A 14,322-nucleotide genomic window follows, 5' to 3' on the forward strand; every position below is an offset into this window, starting at 1 on the left:
GTCCTGGGTCAGTGGCACGTGGCGTGCCGATCACGCATTGTGCCACGCACACAGGCTGGCGTGGGCTACACTGCGCCACTCCGCCCCTTCATTTGAATCTATGCAAAAACTCACTCTCATGCCGGCATGCCGCACCCGCCGCCTGATCGGCTCGCTTTTGCTCGCCGCCTGCTCCTCCAGCGCCCTGGCCGCTGCCGATCCCGGTCTTGAAAATGGCCTGATCCAGGCGCTACACCTGAAAAAGGGCACGACGCAAAGAGTGGGCACCTCCGGCAAGGCGATCCAGGCCTACATGCGCGAAGGCTACATCGGCAAGCACCCGGACCAGCGCTTCGACTACACCGATTATTACCTGTTGAAAAAGCCGGCCAGCTTCATGGGGCATGAATTGGTGCTGATCGAGGAAGAATACATCACGCAATACATCGGCTGCTGCGTCAGCCCCGGCGCGGGCGTGACGCTCAGGGTGCAGGGCAGCACGCAGAAGCTGCAGGCGTTCGCCATCGCCCAGCGCTGCACCTTGCGCGACCCCGTCGATATCCGGCATGCCCTGAACGAGGTTGCCATCAAGACCAGGATGCCCAAGGGCCATTACGCATCCTTGAGCTGCCGCGAGCGCGATGCGCAGAGTGAAGAGCCTTGAGCCGTAACATGGCCGCCCGGCCTCCGCGATGCGCAAGTACGGTATCGCAACGTCAAGCAATCGTTGCCGTCGAATACGGTGAGTCGATTTGCCAACCCAGGCTCGCGTACAATTTTGCCCCATCCTCGGTGGCCACCAGCACCCGGCGCGCGCTGGCCGATCGTTGCCGGGCCGCCAGCGCGGCGATCAGCGCCCTCCCCAGGCCCCGGCGCCGATGCGCCGCTTCCGTGACGATGCGGTCAAAGACAAAGACGCCCGCATGTTCCACGGCATGGCCGCTGGCGGCAACGCAGCCATCGCCGCCCAGAATGCGCGCCGTCGTGATTGCGTGCGACCTTGTCACGTCAAGCTGGTAGCCGGCAGGCAACGCGGATGCATGCATACCGCCTTCATGGCTCATGAAAAAGCCGCCAGGCAAGAGTTGCCATCGGGGCGGCAACAACCGGAGCAATTGCTCCCCGGAGCCGCACATTTTGATGAAGATATGCGGACCGTGGATCGACGACGCCAACGCGCTGATGCCTGGCACAGGGCCTGAAAAAACGTGGCGCCGGATTTCGCCCGGCAAACGCGTATCGACGCGCCAGCCACCGTGCTCGGGCACGGGCAGCGGCAAGCCACGCGCAATCGAGCGTGCTGCCAGCCAGGCGGCAAGCAGGCCGGGTTCCAGCAGATGTGCATTTTCCTGCTCTTCCATTCCCATGCTCCCACAGTCGTCCCTGCTGATTATGCCAAAGTGCGGGCGGCGCTCAAAACAGCTCGTCGAGCAGCAAATGCCATTGCAGCTTGCCTTGATCAATATCAAGGAGCCCATATTGCTCAGCAAACCTTTGCTGTAGCGCGGCGTCCAACGCACCGAGAGCACGCCAGACGATGGCCAGGTCCTGGTAACGGTCGGCAACGCCCGCCCGTCCCACGTCGAGGCAGCCGACGACCTGTTCTTCGTGCATAAGGATATTTTCCAGCGAGAAGTCGCCATGCGTGACGACGAGGTCGGGCGTGAGCGGCTGGCAATCCTGCAGCGCCGCCCACACCTGTTCCGCCGTCCAGCCTTGGCGCCCGGCATCGAAATCGTCGGCGTCGACGAGGCCCGCATCGATGCGCTGGCGCGCCTGGACCAGCCGTGCGGCAGGGCCGGCGTCGAACGGGCAGGCGCTCACGGGCAGCGCATGCAGGCGGCGCAGGAAGGCTGCCAGCGCGTCGGCCACGGCGGGGCCAATCTCAGGATTGGCTTCCAGTAATTCGTGAGCCGTCTTGCCCGGCAGCGCCGCCGTCAGCAGCCATGCCTGCTGCCGGTCCGCCGCCTGGCCGAACTGGACCACGGGCGGCACGGACAGGTACGGCGCCAGCCAGCGCAGGCGTGCCAGTTCATCGGCGAGCTCGGCGGCGGCAACACCCTTGCCATACTTCAAAAACAGGTCCGGCGCGCCGTTCCTGCCCTGCAGCCGGTAGACGGCGGCATCCGATTCGCCGATGCTGTCGCGCGTCCATCGATAGCCGGCCACGGCGGCGCGCAGGCTGGCGGGCATGGCTGCCGTCACGGCCGCTTGCTTCTTGTTGGAGATCGTCATCTGTCCGATCCTATGCCAGCGGCACGTGCAAGCCCATCTTGAGGCAGGTCAATGCCACCGAGGTACGGTAGCGCCGGATATTGTCGTCGCCGCCGAACAGGCGTTCCGTCAGTGCCTCGTATTCGGCCATGCTGCTGGCGGTAATGATCAGCAGGTAATCGGCCTCGCCCGTGATGCCGTAGCACTGCTGGATGGCAGGCTCGGCCATGATGCGCGCGCGCATGCCGGCCGTGCGCTGCGGGTGCTCGTCGTGCAAATGCACTTCCACCGTCAAGATCAAGGGACGGCCCAGGCGGCTCGCGTCGAGCACGGCCACCTCGTTGCGGATCACCCCGCTTTCGCGCAGGCGGCGGATGCGCCGCTGCACGGCCGGTGCGGACAAATGCACGGTCTGGGCGATTTCGCGCTGCGAAGTCGTGTTATCGCGCTGCAAGATATCGAGGATGGCCAGGTCGAAGGCATCGAGGGGGATGGAAGGCGTGAGCGAAAGTTGCGTCATGATAGCCAAAATGGAGTGCAAATATCGGAACAGACACAATAAACTTTCACCACTTCGATATCAAGCCATTTATTACCATGCCTCAGCACCGCTATTCCTCGTTGATTCCCCTGCTCGCCATCCTCGGCTCCGTCACCTGCCTGGGACTGGGCACCTCATGGGCCAAGCACAGCCTGTTCCCGCTGGTCGGTGCGCAAGGCACCACGGCCGTGCGCGTGGGCTTTTCCGCGCTGTTGCTGCTGCTGTTCTGGCGCCCGTGGCGCTGGCAGCTGAGCCGCGCCGACCTGCGCACGGTGGCCCTGTACGGCGGCGCGCTGGGCTTGACCAACCTGTGCTTCTATATGGCGCTGCGCACGATCCCGTTCGGCATCGCCGTGGCCATCGAGTTTTCCGGCCCGCTGGCCGTGGCCCTGCTGGCCTCGCGCCGTCCGCTCGACTTCGTCTGGGTGGCCCTGGCCGTGGCGGGACTGGCGCTGCTGTTGCCGCTCGGCCACGACATCAGCAATCTCGATCCCACGGGCGTGCTGTTCGCCCTGGGCGCGGCCGTCTGCTGGGCCTCGTACATCGTCTTCGGCAAGCGCGCCAGCCATCTGCATGCGGGCCATTCGGTATCCCTGGGCCTGACCATGGCCGCGCTGGTGGTGGTGCCCGTGGGCGTGGCGCACAGCGGCGCCGCCCTGCTTTCGCCCGTCGTGCTGGGCGTGGGATTAGGGGTGGCGCTCATTTCCAGCGCGATACCGATTTCGCTGGAAATGGTGGCCCTGAAACGGCTGACGCCGCAAGCGTTCGGCATCATGAGCAGCATGGAACCGGCCGTGGCCGCCATGCTGGCCTTCATCCTGCTCGACGAACGCCTTGACGCCGCGCAATGGCTGGCGATTGCCATGATCATGGCCGCCTCGATGGGCAGTTCCTACATGGCGCAGCGCCAGAAGCGGGCGCCGGCTGCCGCCGTGCATACCTGAACCGTATCCTTAATGCACGGCCGCGCCCGCCACATGGGACGCCAGCTTGCGGCGCGCCAGCCAGGCCAGCGGCAGCAAGGCCAGCAACGCTGCCGCCACGCCGGCCCACGGCGACGACGCCATCAGCTGGCGCGAGACCATCAGCGCGCCCAGCATGGAACCGAAGGAAATACCAAGATTAAACGCGGAAATGTTCAGGCCCGAGGCGAAATCGACGGCTTGCGGCGTGTAGCGCTCGGCCGTGGCCAGCATGCCGGCCTGCAAGGCGGGCGACAGGCCGAAGGCGAACACGCCCCAGACGAACAGCATCACCGTCATCATCCATGGCGAGCTGATGCTCAAAGCCACGCCCACTTGCGTGGCGGCCAGCAACAGCAGCATCACACGCAAGGCCTTTTGCCAGCCCAGGTGGCTGGTCAGATAGCCGCCCGCCAGGTTGCCGGCAAACGTGGCGATGCCGAACACGATCAGCAAGGCGCTGGCCATGGTGGCGGAAAAGCCCGTCACGTCCGTCAGGATGGGCGTAATAAAAGTAAATGCGGCAAAGCTGCTGCCGAAGCCGAAGGTGGTGACCGCCATCATCGTCAGGATGGGACCGCTGCCGAGGGCCGCCAGTTGCGTCATGGCCTTGCCGCCCTTGCCCTGCTGCAAGCCGGCCGGCAGCCAGCGCGCCATGGCGGCCAAACCCAGCGCCGCCAGGACCACCACGGCAAAGAAGGGCAAGCGCCAGCCCATCAGGTTGCCGAGGAAGCTGCCGAACGGCACGCCGATCACCATGGCCAACGTCAGTCCCGCAAACATCACGGAAATCGCCCTGCCCGCCTGCGCCTTGCTGACCAGGCTGGCGGCCACGGTGGCGCCGATGGCAAAGAAGGTGCCGTGCGCCACGGCCGTGATGACCCGTCCCACCAGCAACAATTCGAACGTGTGGGAAAAGGCGGCCAGCAAGTTACCGGCCAGGAACACGCTCATCAGCCCCAGCAGGGCCACCTTGCGCGGCAAACGCGACATCAGCAGCACCAGCAGCGGCGTACCGATGGCCAGCGCCAGCGCATACAGGCTGACCAGGGAGCCGGCCGATTCGATGGAAATCTGCAAATCTTTCGCGATGGCGGGCAGGATGCCGACGACGATGAATTCGGTCACGCCGATGGCAAAGGCGCCGACGGCCAGCGCCAGCACGCCGGGCGGCATCTTGCTGGCTGGAGGGGAAACAGGGGCTGCGGTGGTCATGATGGCTCCAACAAATGGTTCAAGCGGACCAGTGTATCGAGATAAATACTTTTGATATAGACTCTAATAATGGAAACACCTGTGAAATGGATTCAATAATGGCCAGGCAAGACATCAACCGCGCGTTCGAGATGGCCGTGTTCGTGGCGGTGGTGGAAACGGGCGCCTTTTCCGCCGCCGCGCGCCGCCTGGCCTTGACGCCGTCGGCCGTCAGCAAGCTCGTCAATCGCCTGGAAGCGCGGCTGGGCGCGCGTTTGCTCCAGCGCAGCACGCGCCAGCTGCATACGACGCCCGAGGGCGACGCCTTCTTCGTGCAATGCAAGCGCATCCTCGACGATATCGATGGCGCCGAGCGCGAAGCATCGCAGGGGGCGGCGCCGCGCGGACGCTTGCGCATCAACTGTTTCGTGCCGTTCGGCGTGCGCCATCTGCTGCCCATCCTGCCCGAATTCGCGCAGCGCTATCCCGACATCGTGCTCGACGTCGTCGTCAGCGACGCCATCGTCGACTTGCTGGAAGACCGCACCGACATCGCCATCCGCACGGGCCAGCTGAAGGCATCGAACCTGGTGGCGCGCAAACTCGGCGAGGACGCGATGGTGGTGGTGGCGTCGCCCGCCTACGCGGCCCGGCACGGCCTGCCGCGCACGCCGCAGGAATTGTCCGAACACAATTTATTGGCCTTCAACTTCCGCTGCCAGAACGAGACTTGGCCCTTCCTTGATGGGGAGGGAAATACGCTGCAGGTGGCGCCGCAGGGCAATACCTGCGTCAGCGATGGCGAAAGCATGCGCCAGCTGGTGCTGGCGGGCATGGGCCTGGGACGCTTTTCGCGCCAGCACGTGCAGCGCGACATTGTGCAAGGTCAATTGGTGGAAGTGCTGCAGGACTACAATCCGGGCGACAAGGAACTCGTGCACGCCGTCTTCGTGGGACCGGGCTTGCAAGTGCCGGCCAGGGTGCGCGTAATGCTCGATTATCTGCTGGAAAAAGTGAAGCTGGGATGAGCGCCGCCCGCCGGCATCGCGTCTTATAATCGGCCGTATCATTGAATTTCCAGGGAGCCGCGCCATGCATGATGACTTGATCCGCACCTTGCAAACCCGCTTCAGCCGGCACATGCACCGCCATCCGGGATGGACCTGGGACAAGGTGCTGGCGCGCTTGAATGCCGCTCCCGCCAGCCTGGTGGCATTGCAGAAAATGGAAGACACGGGCGGCGAACCGGACGTCATCGGGCACGCCGGCGACACGGACGCCGTCACGTTTTGCGATTGCTCAACAGAAAGCCCGATCGGCCGGCGCAGCCTGTGTTTCGACGCGGCGGCCCTGGCTGCGCGCAAGGCCAACAAGCCGGCCGGCAGCGCGCTCGCCATGGCGCAGGCGATGGGCATCGCCTTGCTGACGCAGGCGCAGTACCGGCAGTTGCAAGAGCTGGGACCGTTCGACCGCAAGACCTCGAGCTGGATCGCGACACCGGACAGCATCCGGGCGTTGGGCGGCGCCCTGTTTTGCGACCGCCGCTATGACCAGGTCTTCATGTATCACAACGGCGCCGAATCGTATTATGCGAGCCGGGGCTTTCGCGGACTGCTGCGCGTCTGAGCGACGCCGGTTCAGACCGCCTCTTCCAGGCGCAATTGCCGGCCTTCATCGAGCATCAGCTCGAATTCGGCCGCCGGCACGGCCGGGCTGAACAGATAGCCTTGCAGCTGGTCGCAACCGAGTTCGCGCAGGAAGCGCATCTGTTCGGCCGTTTCCACTCCTTCGGCGACGATTTCCTGGCGCAGCTGCTGCGCCATGGTGACGATGGCGCGGGCGATGGCGCAATCGTTTTCCTCGAAGGGCAAGCCGATGACGAAGGAGCGGTCGATTTTCAATGTGCTGATGGGGAATTTCTTCAGGTAGGCGAGGCTGGAATAGCCGGTGCCGAAGTCGTCCAGCGCCAGCGCCAGTCCCATGGCCACCAGCTGGTTCATGATGCCGATGACCTTGTCGGCGCCGCGCATCAGCAGGCTTTCCGTGATTTCCAGCATGATCTGGTCGGGCCGCACCTGGTAGCGCTCGAGTACGGCCGCTATGCGCACCGGCAACTGTTCATCGAACTGGCGCGCCGACAGGTTGACGGCAATGGCCGGCATGTGCAGGCCACGGTCTTCCCAGCTGCGGATCTGACGGCACGCCTCGTCCAGCACCCAGGTGCCCAGCTCCAGAATCAGACTGGTTTCCTCGGCGACGGGGATGAAGACGCCGGGCGAAACCATGCCGCGCATCGGATGCTTCCAGCGCAGCAAGGCTTCCGCGCCCACGATGCGTCCGCTGGCCAGGCTCACTTTCGGCTGGTAATGCAATTCCAGCTCCTTGTCGCCGAGCGCCAGCCGCATTTCGCTTTCCAGGCGCAGATGCTCCTTGGCCCTGCGGTTCATGTCTTCGCGGTAGAACAGGAAGGTCGATTCGATGGTCTGCCCCGCCTTGGCCACGGCCACGTCGGCAAAGCGGAACAGGGCCGGCGCTTCCAGGCCGTCTTCCGGATACACGGTGATGCCGATGCTGGCGCCCACGTGCAGCGCGTGCGCGTCGATATTGATCGGCGCCTCCAGCAGGTTGAGCAGCTTTTGCGCCACGTTGGCCGCGTGTTCGCGCTTTTCGATGTGCAGCAGGGCCACGACGAATTTGCTGTTGTCGACCCGCGCCAGGATGTCGGCGTCGCGCAAGGCGCCGCGGAACAGCTGGCCGATGGCGATCACCAGCTGGTCGCCCACTTCATGGCCCAGGGTGTCGCTGATGGAACCGATGCGGCTGATGTCGATGACCATCAGCGCGCCATGCGTGCCCTGGCGCTTCGCTTCGGCCAGACCCTGGTCGACCAGCTGGTTCAGCAGGCAGCGGTTGGGCAAGCCCGTCAGGCTGTCGTAGTTGGCCATGCGCTGCATGCGCGCTTCGGCATCCTTGTGCACCGAGATATCGGAAAACAGGGAAAACACGTGGCTGATTTCGCCGAATTCGTCGCGCACGACGCTGATGGTGACGTCTTGCGGGAACAGTTCGCCATTCTTGCGCTTGCCGATGATTTCGCCGCGCCAGGAACCGTGGCCGCGCATGGCGGCGCGCACCTTGGCGCGGAAATCCGGGTCGTGCACGCCCGAGCGCAGCAAGTCCGGCGTGCGGCCGATGGCTTCGGCCGGCGAATAGCCGGTGATGCGGGAAAACGAGCTGTTGATCGAGACGATGCGCTCTTCCGCATCCGTGATCAGCACGGCTTGCTCGCTGTCTTCGATGATGCGGGCGTGCAACCGGACCTTGTCCACGTCGGACAGCGGCTCGCTCATGGCCGACAGGCGCACAGCCATGCCACAGCCCTTGCCCGCCTGGTCGTGGATCACATGGCGGTGCATGCGCAGCCATGTCACCATGCCCGACTTCTTGCGCCGGCGCACATCGGTGGCCACGTCGCCCTGCGTGAAATGCAGTTCCAGCACGCTCGCTTCCGCGTCGTCTTCCGGATACAAAAACAGGATGTGCTGGCCCAGTGCTTCCAGTTCGGAATAGCCGAACATCTGTTCGGCGCCATGGTTCCAGCCGATCAAAAAGCCGTCGGGATCGATTTCCAGCAAGGCGTCAGGGGGCGCCACGCGCATCACGGGCCGGCTGGCGCCGCGCAGCCGCTCCAGCTCTTCCTCCAGCCGCGCCAGGGTGGCGGCCTGCTGCGGGCCCGCCTGTTCACGGGCATCCTGGGCCAGGCGCAGGCACAGCGCGACCTTCGCCTCAAGCATGGCAACCCCGCTTGTGGACCAGGTCAGGGGAAGGGATCAGGGGCGCTGCGGTGTGTGTAATCATCAAAATCCCACTGTGGGGCGTGGAGGTCGGGCGGGAAATACTGTGAATATGGTAACTTAAAAGTGTTGGCGTATGTCAACATTTTAAGGCCTACGCCGAATGGCCCGGCAGATGCTGCGCCAGGCGGGCAAACACATCGGGTTCGCGCATGCGCGCCATCCACCAGCGCAGCGCGGCGCCATCCTCGCCCACTCTCCAGGCCAGGTAAAACGTTTCCGACGGTTTCGGCTCTTCCACGGCCTTTTCCACCAGCAAGCCACGCGCGATGGCGGCGCGCGCGCATGGCCCCGGCAGGAAGCCAAAGCCCAGCCCCAGCACCTGGTAATCGAACTTGACCTGCATGTTCGGCACGCTCAAGGCATCTTGCCCCAGCAGCAGCCCCACCGTGCGCGGCGCCATCTGGCGCGCCGAATCGGCCACCACCACGGCCCGGTGCTGCTGCAAATGGCCGCGCGACAAGGGTTCGGCCACCCGCGCCAGCGGATGCGTGGGCGCCACGGTAAAGACGAAGTCGAGCATGCCGATCGGCTGCGCGATATAGCCGCCGCCCGCCGGCCCGTCGCCTGGCGCGCCCACCAGCAAGTCGGCGCGCCGGTCCAGCAACGCTTCCCAGGTGCCCGACAAGGTGTCTTGCGACAGGCGCAAGCGCGTCTGCTGCGCCACGTCGTAAAAGGCGCGCACGTCGTCGGCCAGGGCCACGGCGGAAAACATGGAATCGATGCCGATGGACAATTCCGTTTCCCAACCGGACGCCACCCTGCGCACGCGGTGCTCGAGGTCCTGCGCCGCCTTCAGCAAATACCTGCCCTCTTTCAGCAATTCCTGGCCGGCCGCCGTCAGCATGACTTTCGGGCCATTGCGCTGGAACACCTGCACGCCCAGGTCGTCCTCGAGCTTGGCCACCGTATAGGAAATGGTGGACGGGACTTTATGCAACTCCTTGCCGGCCGACGAGAACGATCCACGGCGGTCGATGGCATCGACGATTTGCAGCGCTTCCAGGCTCAGTCTTAACATTCGATTTTTTCGATCATAGGTCGCAAGATTTTCCGTTTTTCTTTCTCTTCTGAGGCGCCTATACTTTGTTCATCGTACAGCGAAGGGCAGAAAAGAACCCAAGGCATAGCGCCAGGCAACGGTCCTTCGAAATTATCGCACATTAACCTTTAGAAACGGAGTCCACCATGTTACAGATTCGTCATAGCGAAGAACGCGGCGCCGCCAACCACGGCTGGCTCAATTCCCACCACAGCTTTTCCTTCGGCAGCTACCACGATCCGCTGCACATGGGCTTTGGTCCCCTGCTGGTGATCAATGAAGACCGGGTCACGCCAGGCCAGGGTTTCGGCACGCACGGCCACCGCGACATGGAAATCATTTCGTATGTGCTCGACGGCGCGCTCGAACACAAGGACAGCATGGGCACCGGTTCCGTGCTGCACTACGGCGATGTGCAGCGCATGAGCGCCGGCAGCGGCGTGCGCCACAGCGAGTTCAACCACTCGGCGACGGATGGCTTGCACTTCCTGCAGATCTGGATCCAGCCGAACGTGACGGGCATTCCCCCCAGCTATGAAGAGAAACACTTCACGCCGGAAAACAAACGGGGCAAGCTGCGCTTGATCGCCTCGTCCGACGGCCGCCAGGGTTCCGTGCTGATCCACCAGGATGCGGCCATCTACGCCAGCATCCTGCAGGAAGGCGAGCAAGCCGAACATGCGCTGGAAGAAGGCCGCCTCGCCTATGTGCACCTGATCCGCGGCAGCCTGGTCGTCAACGGCACGCCCTTGAAAGCGGGCGACGCGCTGAAATTGACGCAGGAAGCGGCCGTGATCATCACGCAAGCAGAGGACGCAGAGTTTCTGGTCTTCGATTTACCGAAATAATTGATAAATACAAAGAAAGAGAAAATCATGGAAAACAGAACCAACGTATTGCTGCCCCTCGGCCGTGCCGCCCTTGGCGTGCTGTTCTTTGTCTCGGGCTTGCTGAAAATCGGCGGCTTTGCCGGTGTGGCCGGCTACATGGCCAGCCAGGGTTTGCCGATCGCCAATATCTTGCTGGTGGGCGTGATCGCCCTGGAAGTGGGCGGCGGCCTGCTGCTGATCACGGGGTGGCAGGCGCGCTGGGCGGCGCTGGCCCTGGCGCTGTTCCTGATTCCGACCACCGTGATCTTCCACGCCTTCTGGAGCGCCGATGCGGCCCACTTCCAGGACCAGCTGACGAACTTCCTGAAGAACCTGTCCATCTTCGGCGGCATGCTCTTGCTGGTGGAGCGCGGCTTTCGCCAGACCAAGTGAGGCCAAGGCTGCCTGACCGGACGGGCCCGTCATCGACGCGTCCCGTCCGGCCGGCAGCCTGTCACCGTTTTGTCATTAAGCTGACATGGCGCTGTCACATTCGACAACTATCATGCGGTTGCCTTTAAATCACGCAACCACAGGACATCGCAGCCCATGAACAAGCCCAACGATCTGGCCATCCGCGCCACCGATCTGAACGACATTGACAGCAACGCGTCCCACGACAACCATTTCAACAGCATCCTGAACGCCCGCCTGAGCCGCCGCAACTGGCTGCGCGGCAGCGCCGTCACGGCCGCTACCGCCGTCATGGGTTCGATGGGCCTGTCCGCTTGCGGCGGCGGCAGCGATGCGGTCGCCGTCACGCCGACGCCGACGCCAACGCCCGAAAAACTGCTGGCCTTCACGGCCGTGCCAAAAAGCCTGGCCGACGTCGTGTCGGTGCCGGCCGGCTACACGGCCACCGCGCTGTATGCGCTGGGCGACTCGCTGCGCGCGGCCACGCCAGCCTACAAGAATGACGGCAGCGATACCGATTTCGACAACCGCGCCGGCGACCACCACGACGGCATGGAATACTACGGCCTGTCCGCCGCCGGCGCGCCGCTGGCCTCCGGCGCCGAACGGGGCTTGCTGGCGATGAACCACGAAGCGACCACGGACGAAAAACTGTCCTCGCACTTCCTGCACGTGAATGGCGGCACCACCTCGCTGCCGCGCCCCGCCGCCGAAGTCGACAAGGAAGTGGCCGTCCACGGCCTGAGCGTGGTGGAAGTCAAAAAGACGGGCAGCGCCTGGGCCACCGTCAACGATTCCGCCTTCAACCGCCGCGTCACGCCGTTGACGGACATCGAGCTTGCCGGCCCCGTGCGCGGAAACTCCCTCGTGGTGACCAAGTATTCGCCGACCGGCACCAAGACGCGCGGCACCATCAACAACTGCGGCACGGGCAAGTCGCCATGGGGCAGCTACCTCTCCGGCGAAGAAAACTGGGCCGGCTACTTCACGCGCTCGTCCACCGACAACGCGGCGCGCGGCGACAAGTCCGTGGTGTCGCTGAACCGCTATGGCCGCAGCCAGGGCGGCGCCTCGCGCCACGGCTGGGAAACGGGCGGCAGCGACGACAAGTACGCGCGCTGGAACCTGAGCAAGACCGGCGCATCAGCCGATGGCAGCGACGATTACCGCAATGAGCTCAACGGCATGGGCTACATCGTCGAGATGGACCCGTACGACAAGACCAAGGCGATCCGCAAGCGCACGGCGCTGGGCCGCTACGCGCACGAAAGCGCCGCCTTCAGCGTGCCGGCCGTGGGCCAGCAGCTGGCCGTCTACATGGGCGACGATTCGCGCAACGAATACATCTACAAATTCGTCACGGCCGCCGTCTGGGCCGCCGCGGACGCCAACCCGGCCGACCGCATCGCCACCGGCGACAAATACCTCGATTCGGGCAAGCTGTACGTGGCCAAGCTGGCCGCCGACGGCACGGGCCAGTGGATCGAGCTGTCCCTGTCGAACGCGCTGATCCAGGCGTACGGCGCCTACAAGTTCGCCGACCTGGCCGACGTGCTGGTCAATGCCCGCCTGGCGGCCGACGCCGTGGGCGCGACGAAGATGGACCGCCCGGAATGGTGCTCGGTGAATCCGGCCAATGGCGAGATCTATTACACGCTGACCAACAACTCGAACCGCACCGTCAATCCGAGCGGCTCGTCGCAGCTGGCGCCCGACAGCGCCAACCCGCGCGCCTACACGGACATGAAGGGCAGCAGCGCGCAGAACGGCAATCCGAACGGCCACATCATCCGCTTCAAAGAAGGCACGGGCGCGGCCGCGGCCACCAGCTTTACGTGGGATGTCTACCTGTTTGGCGCCGAGAGCGGCGCCGACGCCAGCAAGATCAACCTGTCGAACCTGACGGCCGACCAGGATTTCTCGAGCCCGGACGGCCTGGCCTTCAGCCCCTACACGGGCATCTGCTGGATCCAGACGGACGATGGCGCGTACACGGATGTGACCAACTGCATGATGCTCGCGGCCATCCCCGGCAAGGTGGGCGACGGCGCCAAGTCCACCCTGAACTACGCCACGGCGGCCGGCGGCAACCTGGCCGTCGATACCTTCATCGGCAAGAAACCCACGGCCGACACGCTCAAACGCTTCCTGGTGGGGCCGGTCGGCTCGGAAATCACGGGCATCAGCGAAACGCCGGACGGCAAGACCATGTTCATCAACATCCAGCACCCGGGCGAAAACACCGCGCTGGCGAATATCGGCGATCCGTCCAAATACACGAGCCAGTGGCCGGCCAACGCCGGTTACGGCGCCGGCAAGCGTCCCCGCTCGGCCACCATCGTGATCACCAAGAACGACGGCGGCCGCATCGGCAGTTGATGTCCCGTGCCTGGCGGCGGCATCCGCCAGGCATAGCCAGCCATCGACCTTGTAAAAGGAGGAAGTGCCCCTAAGTAAGGTTCATCACCAGACATTGCAACGACCGAATGGCAACCGGGGAAAACGTTTCCCTGCTTTTTGGTATGATGGCAAGGCGCGCCGGCACCGGAGTGGTGTCGCGCGCCTTTTATTTTTGACAATTACTTATATGAGCACAACCATGCAAAGCGGCGCAGACCTCCTGGCGACAGGCGAATTGGATTACACGACTTCCTGCGCACTGCCGACGCCGTGGGCCCAGTTCACCCTGCACGCCTTTGTCGAACACGCCACGGGCAAGGAACACCTGGCCATGGTGCTGGGCGATATCGGCAACGGCGAACCGGTGCTGGCGCGCGTGCATTCCGAGTGCCTGACGGGCGACGTGCTGTTTTCGCAGCGCTGCGACTGCGGCGCCCAGCTCGAAGGCGCCTTGAAACGCATCGCCGAGGAAGGCCGCGGCATCTTGCTGTACCTGCGCCAGGAAGGGCGCGGCATTGGCCTGATCAATAAAATCCGCGCCTACCGCCTGCAAGAAGCAGGCGCCGACACGGTGCAGGCGAATGAACAGCTGGGCTTCAAGGCCGACGCGCGCAACTACACCTTGTGCAAACCCATGTTTGCGCAATTCGGCATCAATAGCCTGCGTTTGATGACGAACAATCCGCGCAAGATCGCGGCCATGGAAGCGCTGGGCATCACGGTGGCCGAACGGGTGCCGCTGCTGGTCAACCGCAACGCGTTCAACCAGCACTACCTGAATACCAAGCAAAGCAAACTGGGCCACATGATGACGCCGGAAACGGCGCCGGCGCTGGAAGACGGCGCCCTGTAA

At 64.2% G+C, this 14,322-nt stretch carries 14 protein-coding genes; 8 read left to right on the forward strand and 6 right to left on the reverse strand.

Translation table 11 applies throughout. The features are described from left to right. Window positions 1-100: 100 nt before the first annotated feature. The gene (locus CSQ95_RS21235) at window positions 101-643 is read left to right on the forward strand and encodes a hypothetical protein (RefSeq protein ID WP_143450026.1); all 543 of its coding nucleotides are present in this window, start codon (window positions 101-103) and stop codon (window positions 641-643) included. A gap of 52 nt (window positions 644-695) precedes the next feature. On the opposite strand, the gene CSQ95_RS21240 is transcribed toward CSQ95_RS21235, so the two are convergent. Genes CSQ95_RS21240 through CSQ95_RS21250 form a run of 3 tightly spaced genes read right to left on the reverse strand, consistent with a single transcriptional unit; the run spans window position 696 to window position 2,713 of the window. After that, window positions 696-1,340 carry a GNAT family N-acetyltransferase gene (locus CSQ95_RS21240; RefSeq protein WP_099410943.1) on the reverse strand — a complete coding sequence of 215 codons (645 nt, stop codon included), beginning with the start codon at window positions 1,338-1,340 and terminating at the stop codon, window positions 696-698. Window positions 1,341-1,392: 52 nt separating this feature from the next. After that, entirely contained in the window at window positions 1,393-2,214 is an 822-nt protein-coding gene (locus tag CSQ95_RS21245; protein ID WP_099410944.1) for an APH(3') family aminoglycoside O-phosphotransferase, read from the reverse strand. Window positions 2,215-2,224: 10 nt separating this feature from the next. Beyond that, window positions 2,225-2,713 carry an Lrp/AsnC family transcriptional regulator gene (locus CSQ95_RS21250; protein WP_099410945.1) on the reverse strand — a complete coding sequence of 163 codons (489 nt, stop codon included), beginning with the start codon at window positions 2,711-2,713 and terminating at the stop codon, window positions 2,225-2,227. A gap of 77 nt (window positions 2,714-2,790) precedes the next feature. On the opposite strand from CSQ95_RS21250, the gene CSQ95_RS21255 reads away from it, so the two are divergent. After that, a complete protein-coding gene (locus CSQ95_RS21255) occupies window positions 2,791-3,678 on the forward strand; it encodes a DMT family transporter (protein ID WP_099410946.1) in 888 nt (295 codons plus the stop codon). A 9-nt stretch (window positions 3,679-3,687) separates the two neighbouring features. On the opposite strand, the gene CSQ95_RS21260 is transcribed toward CSQ95_RS21255, so the two are convergent. Further along, entirely contained in the window at window positions 3,688-4,911 is a 1,224-nt protein-coding gene (locus CSQ95_RS21260; RefSeq protein ID WP_180279123.1) for an MFS transporter, read from the reverse strand. Between the two features lie 86 nt (window positions 4,912-4,997). On the opposite strand from CSQ95_RS21260, the gene CSQ95_RS21265 reads away from it, so the two are divergent. Continuing rightward, a complete protein-coding gene (locus CSQ95_RS21265; RefSeq protein WP_257218138.1) occupies window positions 4,998-5,918 on the forward strand; it encodes a LysR family transcriptional regulator in 921 nt (306 codons plus the stop codon). A 64-nt stretch (window positions 5,919-5,982) separates the two neighbouring features. After that, on the forward strand, window positions 5,983-6,516 hold the full coding sequence (locus CSQ95_RS21270; RefSeq protein WP_099410949.1) for a DUF4256 domain-containing protein: 534 nt from the start codon (window positions 5,983-5,985) through the stop codon (window positions 6,514-6,516). A gap of 11 nt (window positions 6,517-6,527) precedes the next feature. On the opposite strand, the gene CSQ95_RS21275 is transcribed toward CSQ95_RS21270, so the two are convergent. Continuing rightward, a complete protein-coding gene (locus tag CSQ95_RS21275) occupies window positions 6,528-8,684 on the reverse strand; it encodes a bifunctional diguanylate cyclase/phosphodiesterase (protein ID WP_099410950.1) in 2,157 nt (718 codons plus the stop codon). Window positions 8,685-8,838: 154 nt separating this feature from the next. Further along, the gene (locus CSQ95_RS21280) at window positions 8,839-9,765 is read right to left on the reverse strand and encodes a LysR family transcriptional regulator (RefSeq protein WP_070288740.1); all 927 of its coding nucleotides are present in this window, start codon (window positions 9,763-9,765) and stop codon (window positions 8,839-8,841) included. A gap of 167 nt (window positions 9,766-9,932) precedes the next feature. On the opposite strand from CSQ95_RS21280, the gene CSQ95_RS21285 reads away from it, so the two are divergent. The 4 genes from CSQ95_RS21285 to ribA all read left to right on the forward strand — a co-directional run bounded on the left by CSQ95_RS21285 (window position 9,933) and on the right by ribA (window position 14,322). Then, window positions 9,933-10,634, forward strand: coding sequence for a pirin family protein (locus tag CSQ95_RS21285; RefSeq protein ID WP_099410951.1), 702 nt, complete (start codon window positions 9,933-9,935; stop codon window positions 10,632-10,634). Window positions 10,635-10,661: 27 nt separating this feature from the next. After that, window positions 10,662-11,048, forward strand: coding sequence for a DoxX family protein (locus tag CSQ95_RS21290; RefSeq protein ID WP_070288742.1), 387 nt, complete (start codon window positions 10,662-10,664; stop codon window positions 11,046-11,048). A gap of 156 nt (window positions 11,049-11,204) precedes the next feature. Beyond that, window positions 11,205-13,448 carry a PhoX family phosphatase gene (locus CSQ95_RS21295; RefSeq protein WP_099410952.1) on the forward strand — a complete coding sequence of 748 codons (2,244 nt, stop codon included), beginning with the start codon at window positions 11,205-11,207 and terminating at the stop codon, window positions 13,446-13,448. Between the two features lie 220 nt (window positions 13,449-13,668). After that, window positions 13,669-14,322, forward strand: a complete 654-nt coding sequence (ribA, locus tag CSQ95_RS21300; RefSeq protein WP_099378311.1) for a GTP cyclohydrolase II — start codon at window positions 13,669-13,671, stop codon at window positions 14,320-14,322.

The organism is Janthinobacterium sp. BJB304, from assembly GCF_002735765.1.
Classification (GTDB): Bacteria; Pseudomonadota; Gammaproteobacteria; order Burkholderiales; family Burkholderiaceae_D; genus Janthinobacterium.

Coding starts and splice junctions, on each gene's coding strand:
- CSQ95_RS21235 (WP_143450026.1), top strand. CDS start 101: ATGCAAAAACTCACTCTCATGCCGGCATGCCGCACCCGCCGCCTGATC.
- CSQ95_RS21240 (WP_099410943.1), bottom strand. CDS start 1,340: ATGGAAGAGCAGGAAAATGCACATCTGCTGGAACCCGGCCTGCTTGCC.
- CSQ95_RS21245 (WP_099410944.1), bottom strand. CDS start 2,214: ATGACGATCTCCAACAAGAAGCAAGCGGCCGTGACGGCAGCCATGCCC.
- CSQ95_RS21250 (WP_099410945.1), bottom strand. CDS start 2,713: ATGACGCAACTTTCGCTCACGCCTTCCATCCCCCTCGATGCCTTCGAC.
- CSQ95_RS21255 (WP_099410946.1), top strand. CDS start 2,791: ATGCCTCAGCACCGCTATTCCTCGTTGATTCCCCTGCTCGCCATCCTC.
- CSQ95_RS21260 (WP_180279123.1), bottom strand. CDS start 4,911: ATGACCACCGCAGCCCCTGTTTCCCCTCCAGCCAGCAAGATGCCGCCC.
- CSQ95_RS21265 (WP_257218138.1), top strand. CDS start 4,998: ATGGATTCAATAATGGCCAGGCAAGACATCAACCGCGCGTTCGAGATG.
- CSQ95_RS21270 (WP_099410949.1), top strand. CDS start 5,983: ATGCATGATGACTTGATCCGCACCTTGCAAACCCGCTTCAGCCGGCAC.
- CSQ95_RS21275 (WP_099410950.1), bottom strand. CDS start 8,684: ATGCTTGAGGCGAAGGTCGCGCTGTGCCTGCGCCTGGCCCAGGATGCC.
- CSQ95_RS21280 (WP_070288740.1), bottom strand. CDS start 9,765: ATGTTAAGACTGAGCCTGGAAGCGCTGCAAATCGTCGATGCCATCGAC.
- CSQ95_RS21285 (WP_099410951.1), top strand. CDS start 9,933: ATGTTACAGATTCGTCATAGCGAAGAACGCGGCGCCGCCAACCACGGC.
- CSQ95_RS21290 (WP_070288742.1), top strand. CDS start 10,662: ATGGAAAACAGAACCAACGTATTGCTGCCCCTCGGCCGTGCCGCCCTT.
- CSQ95_RS21295 (WP_099410952.1), top strand. CDS start 11,205: ATGAACAAGCCCAACGATCTGGCCATCCGCGCCACCGATCTGAACGAC.
- ribA (WP_099378311.1), top strand. CDS start 13,669: ATGCAAAGCGGCGCAGACCTCCTGGCGACAGGCGAATTGGATTACACG.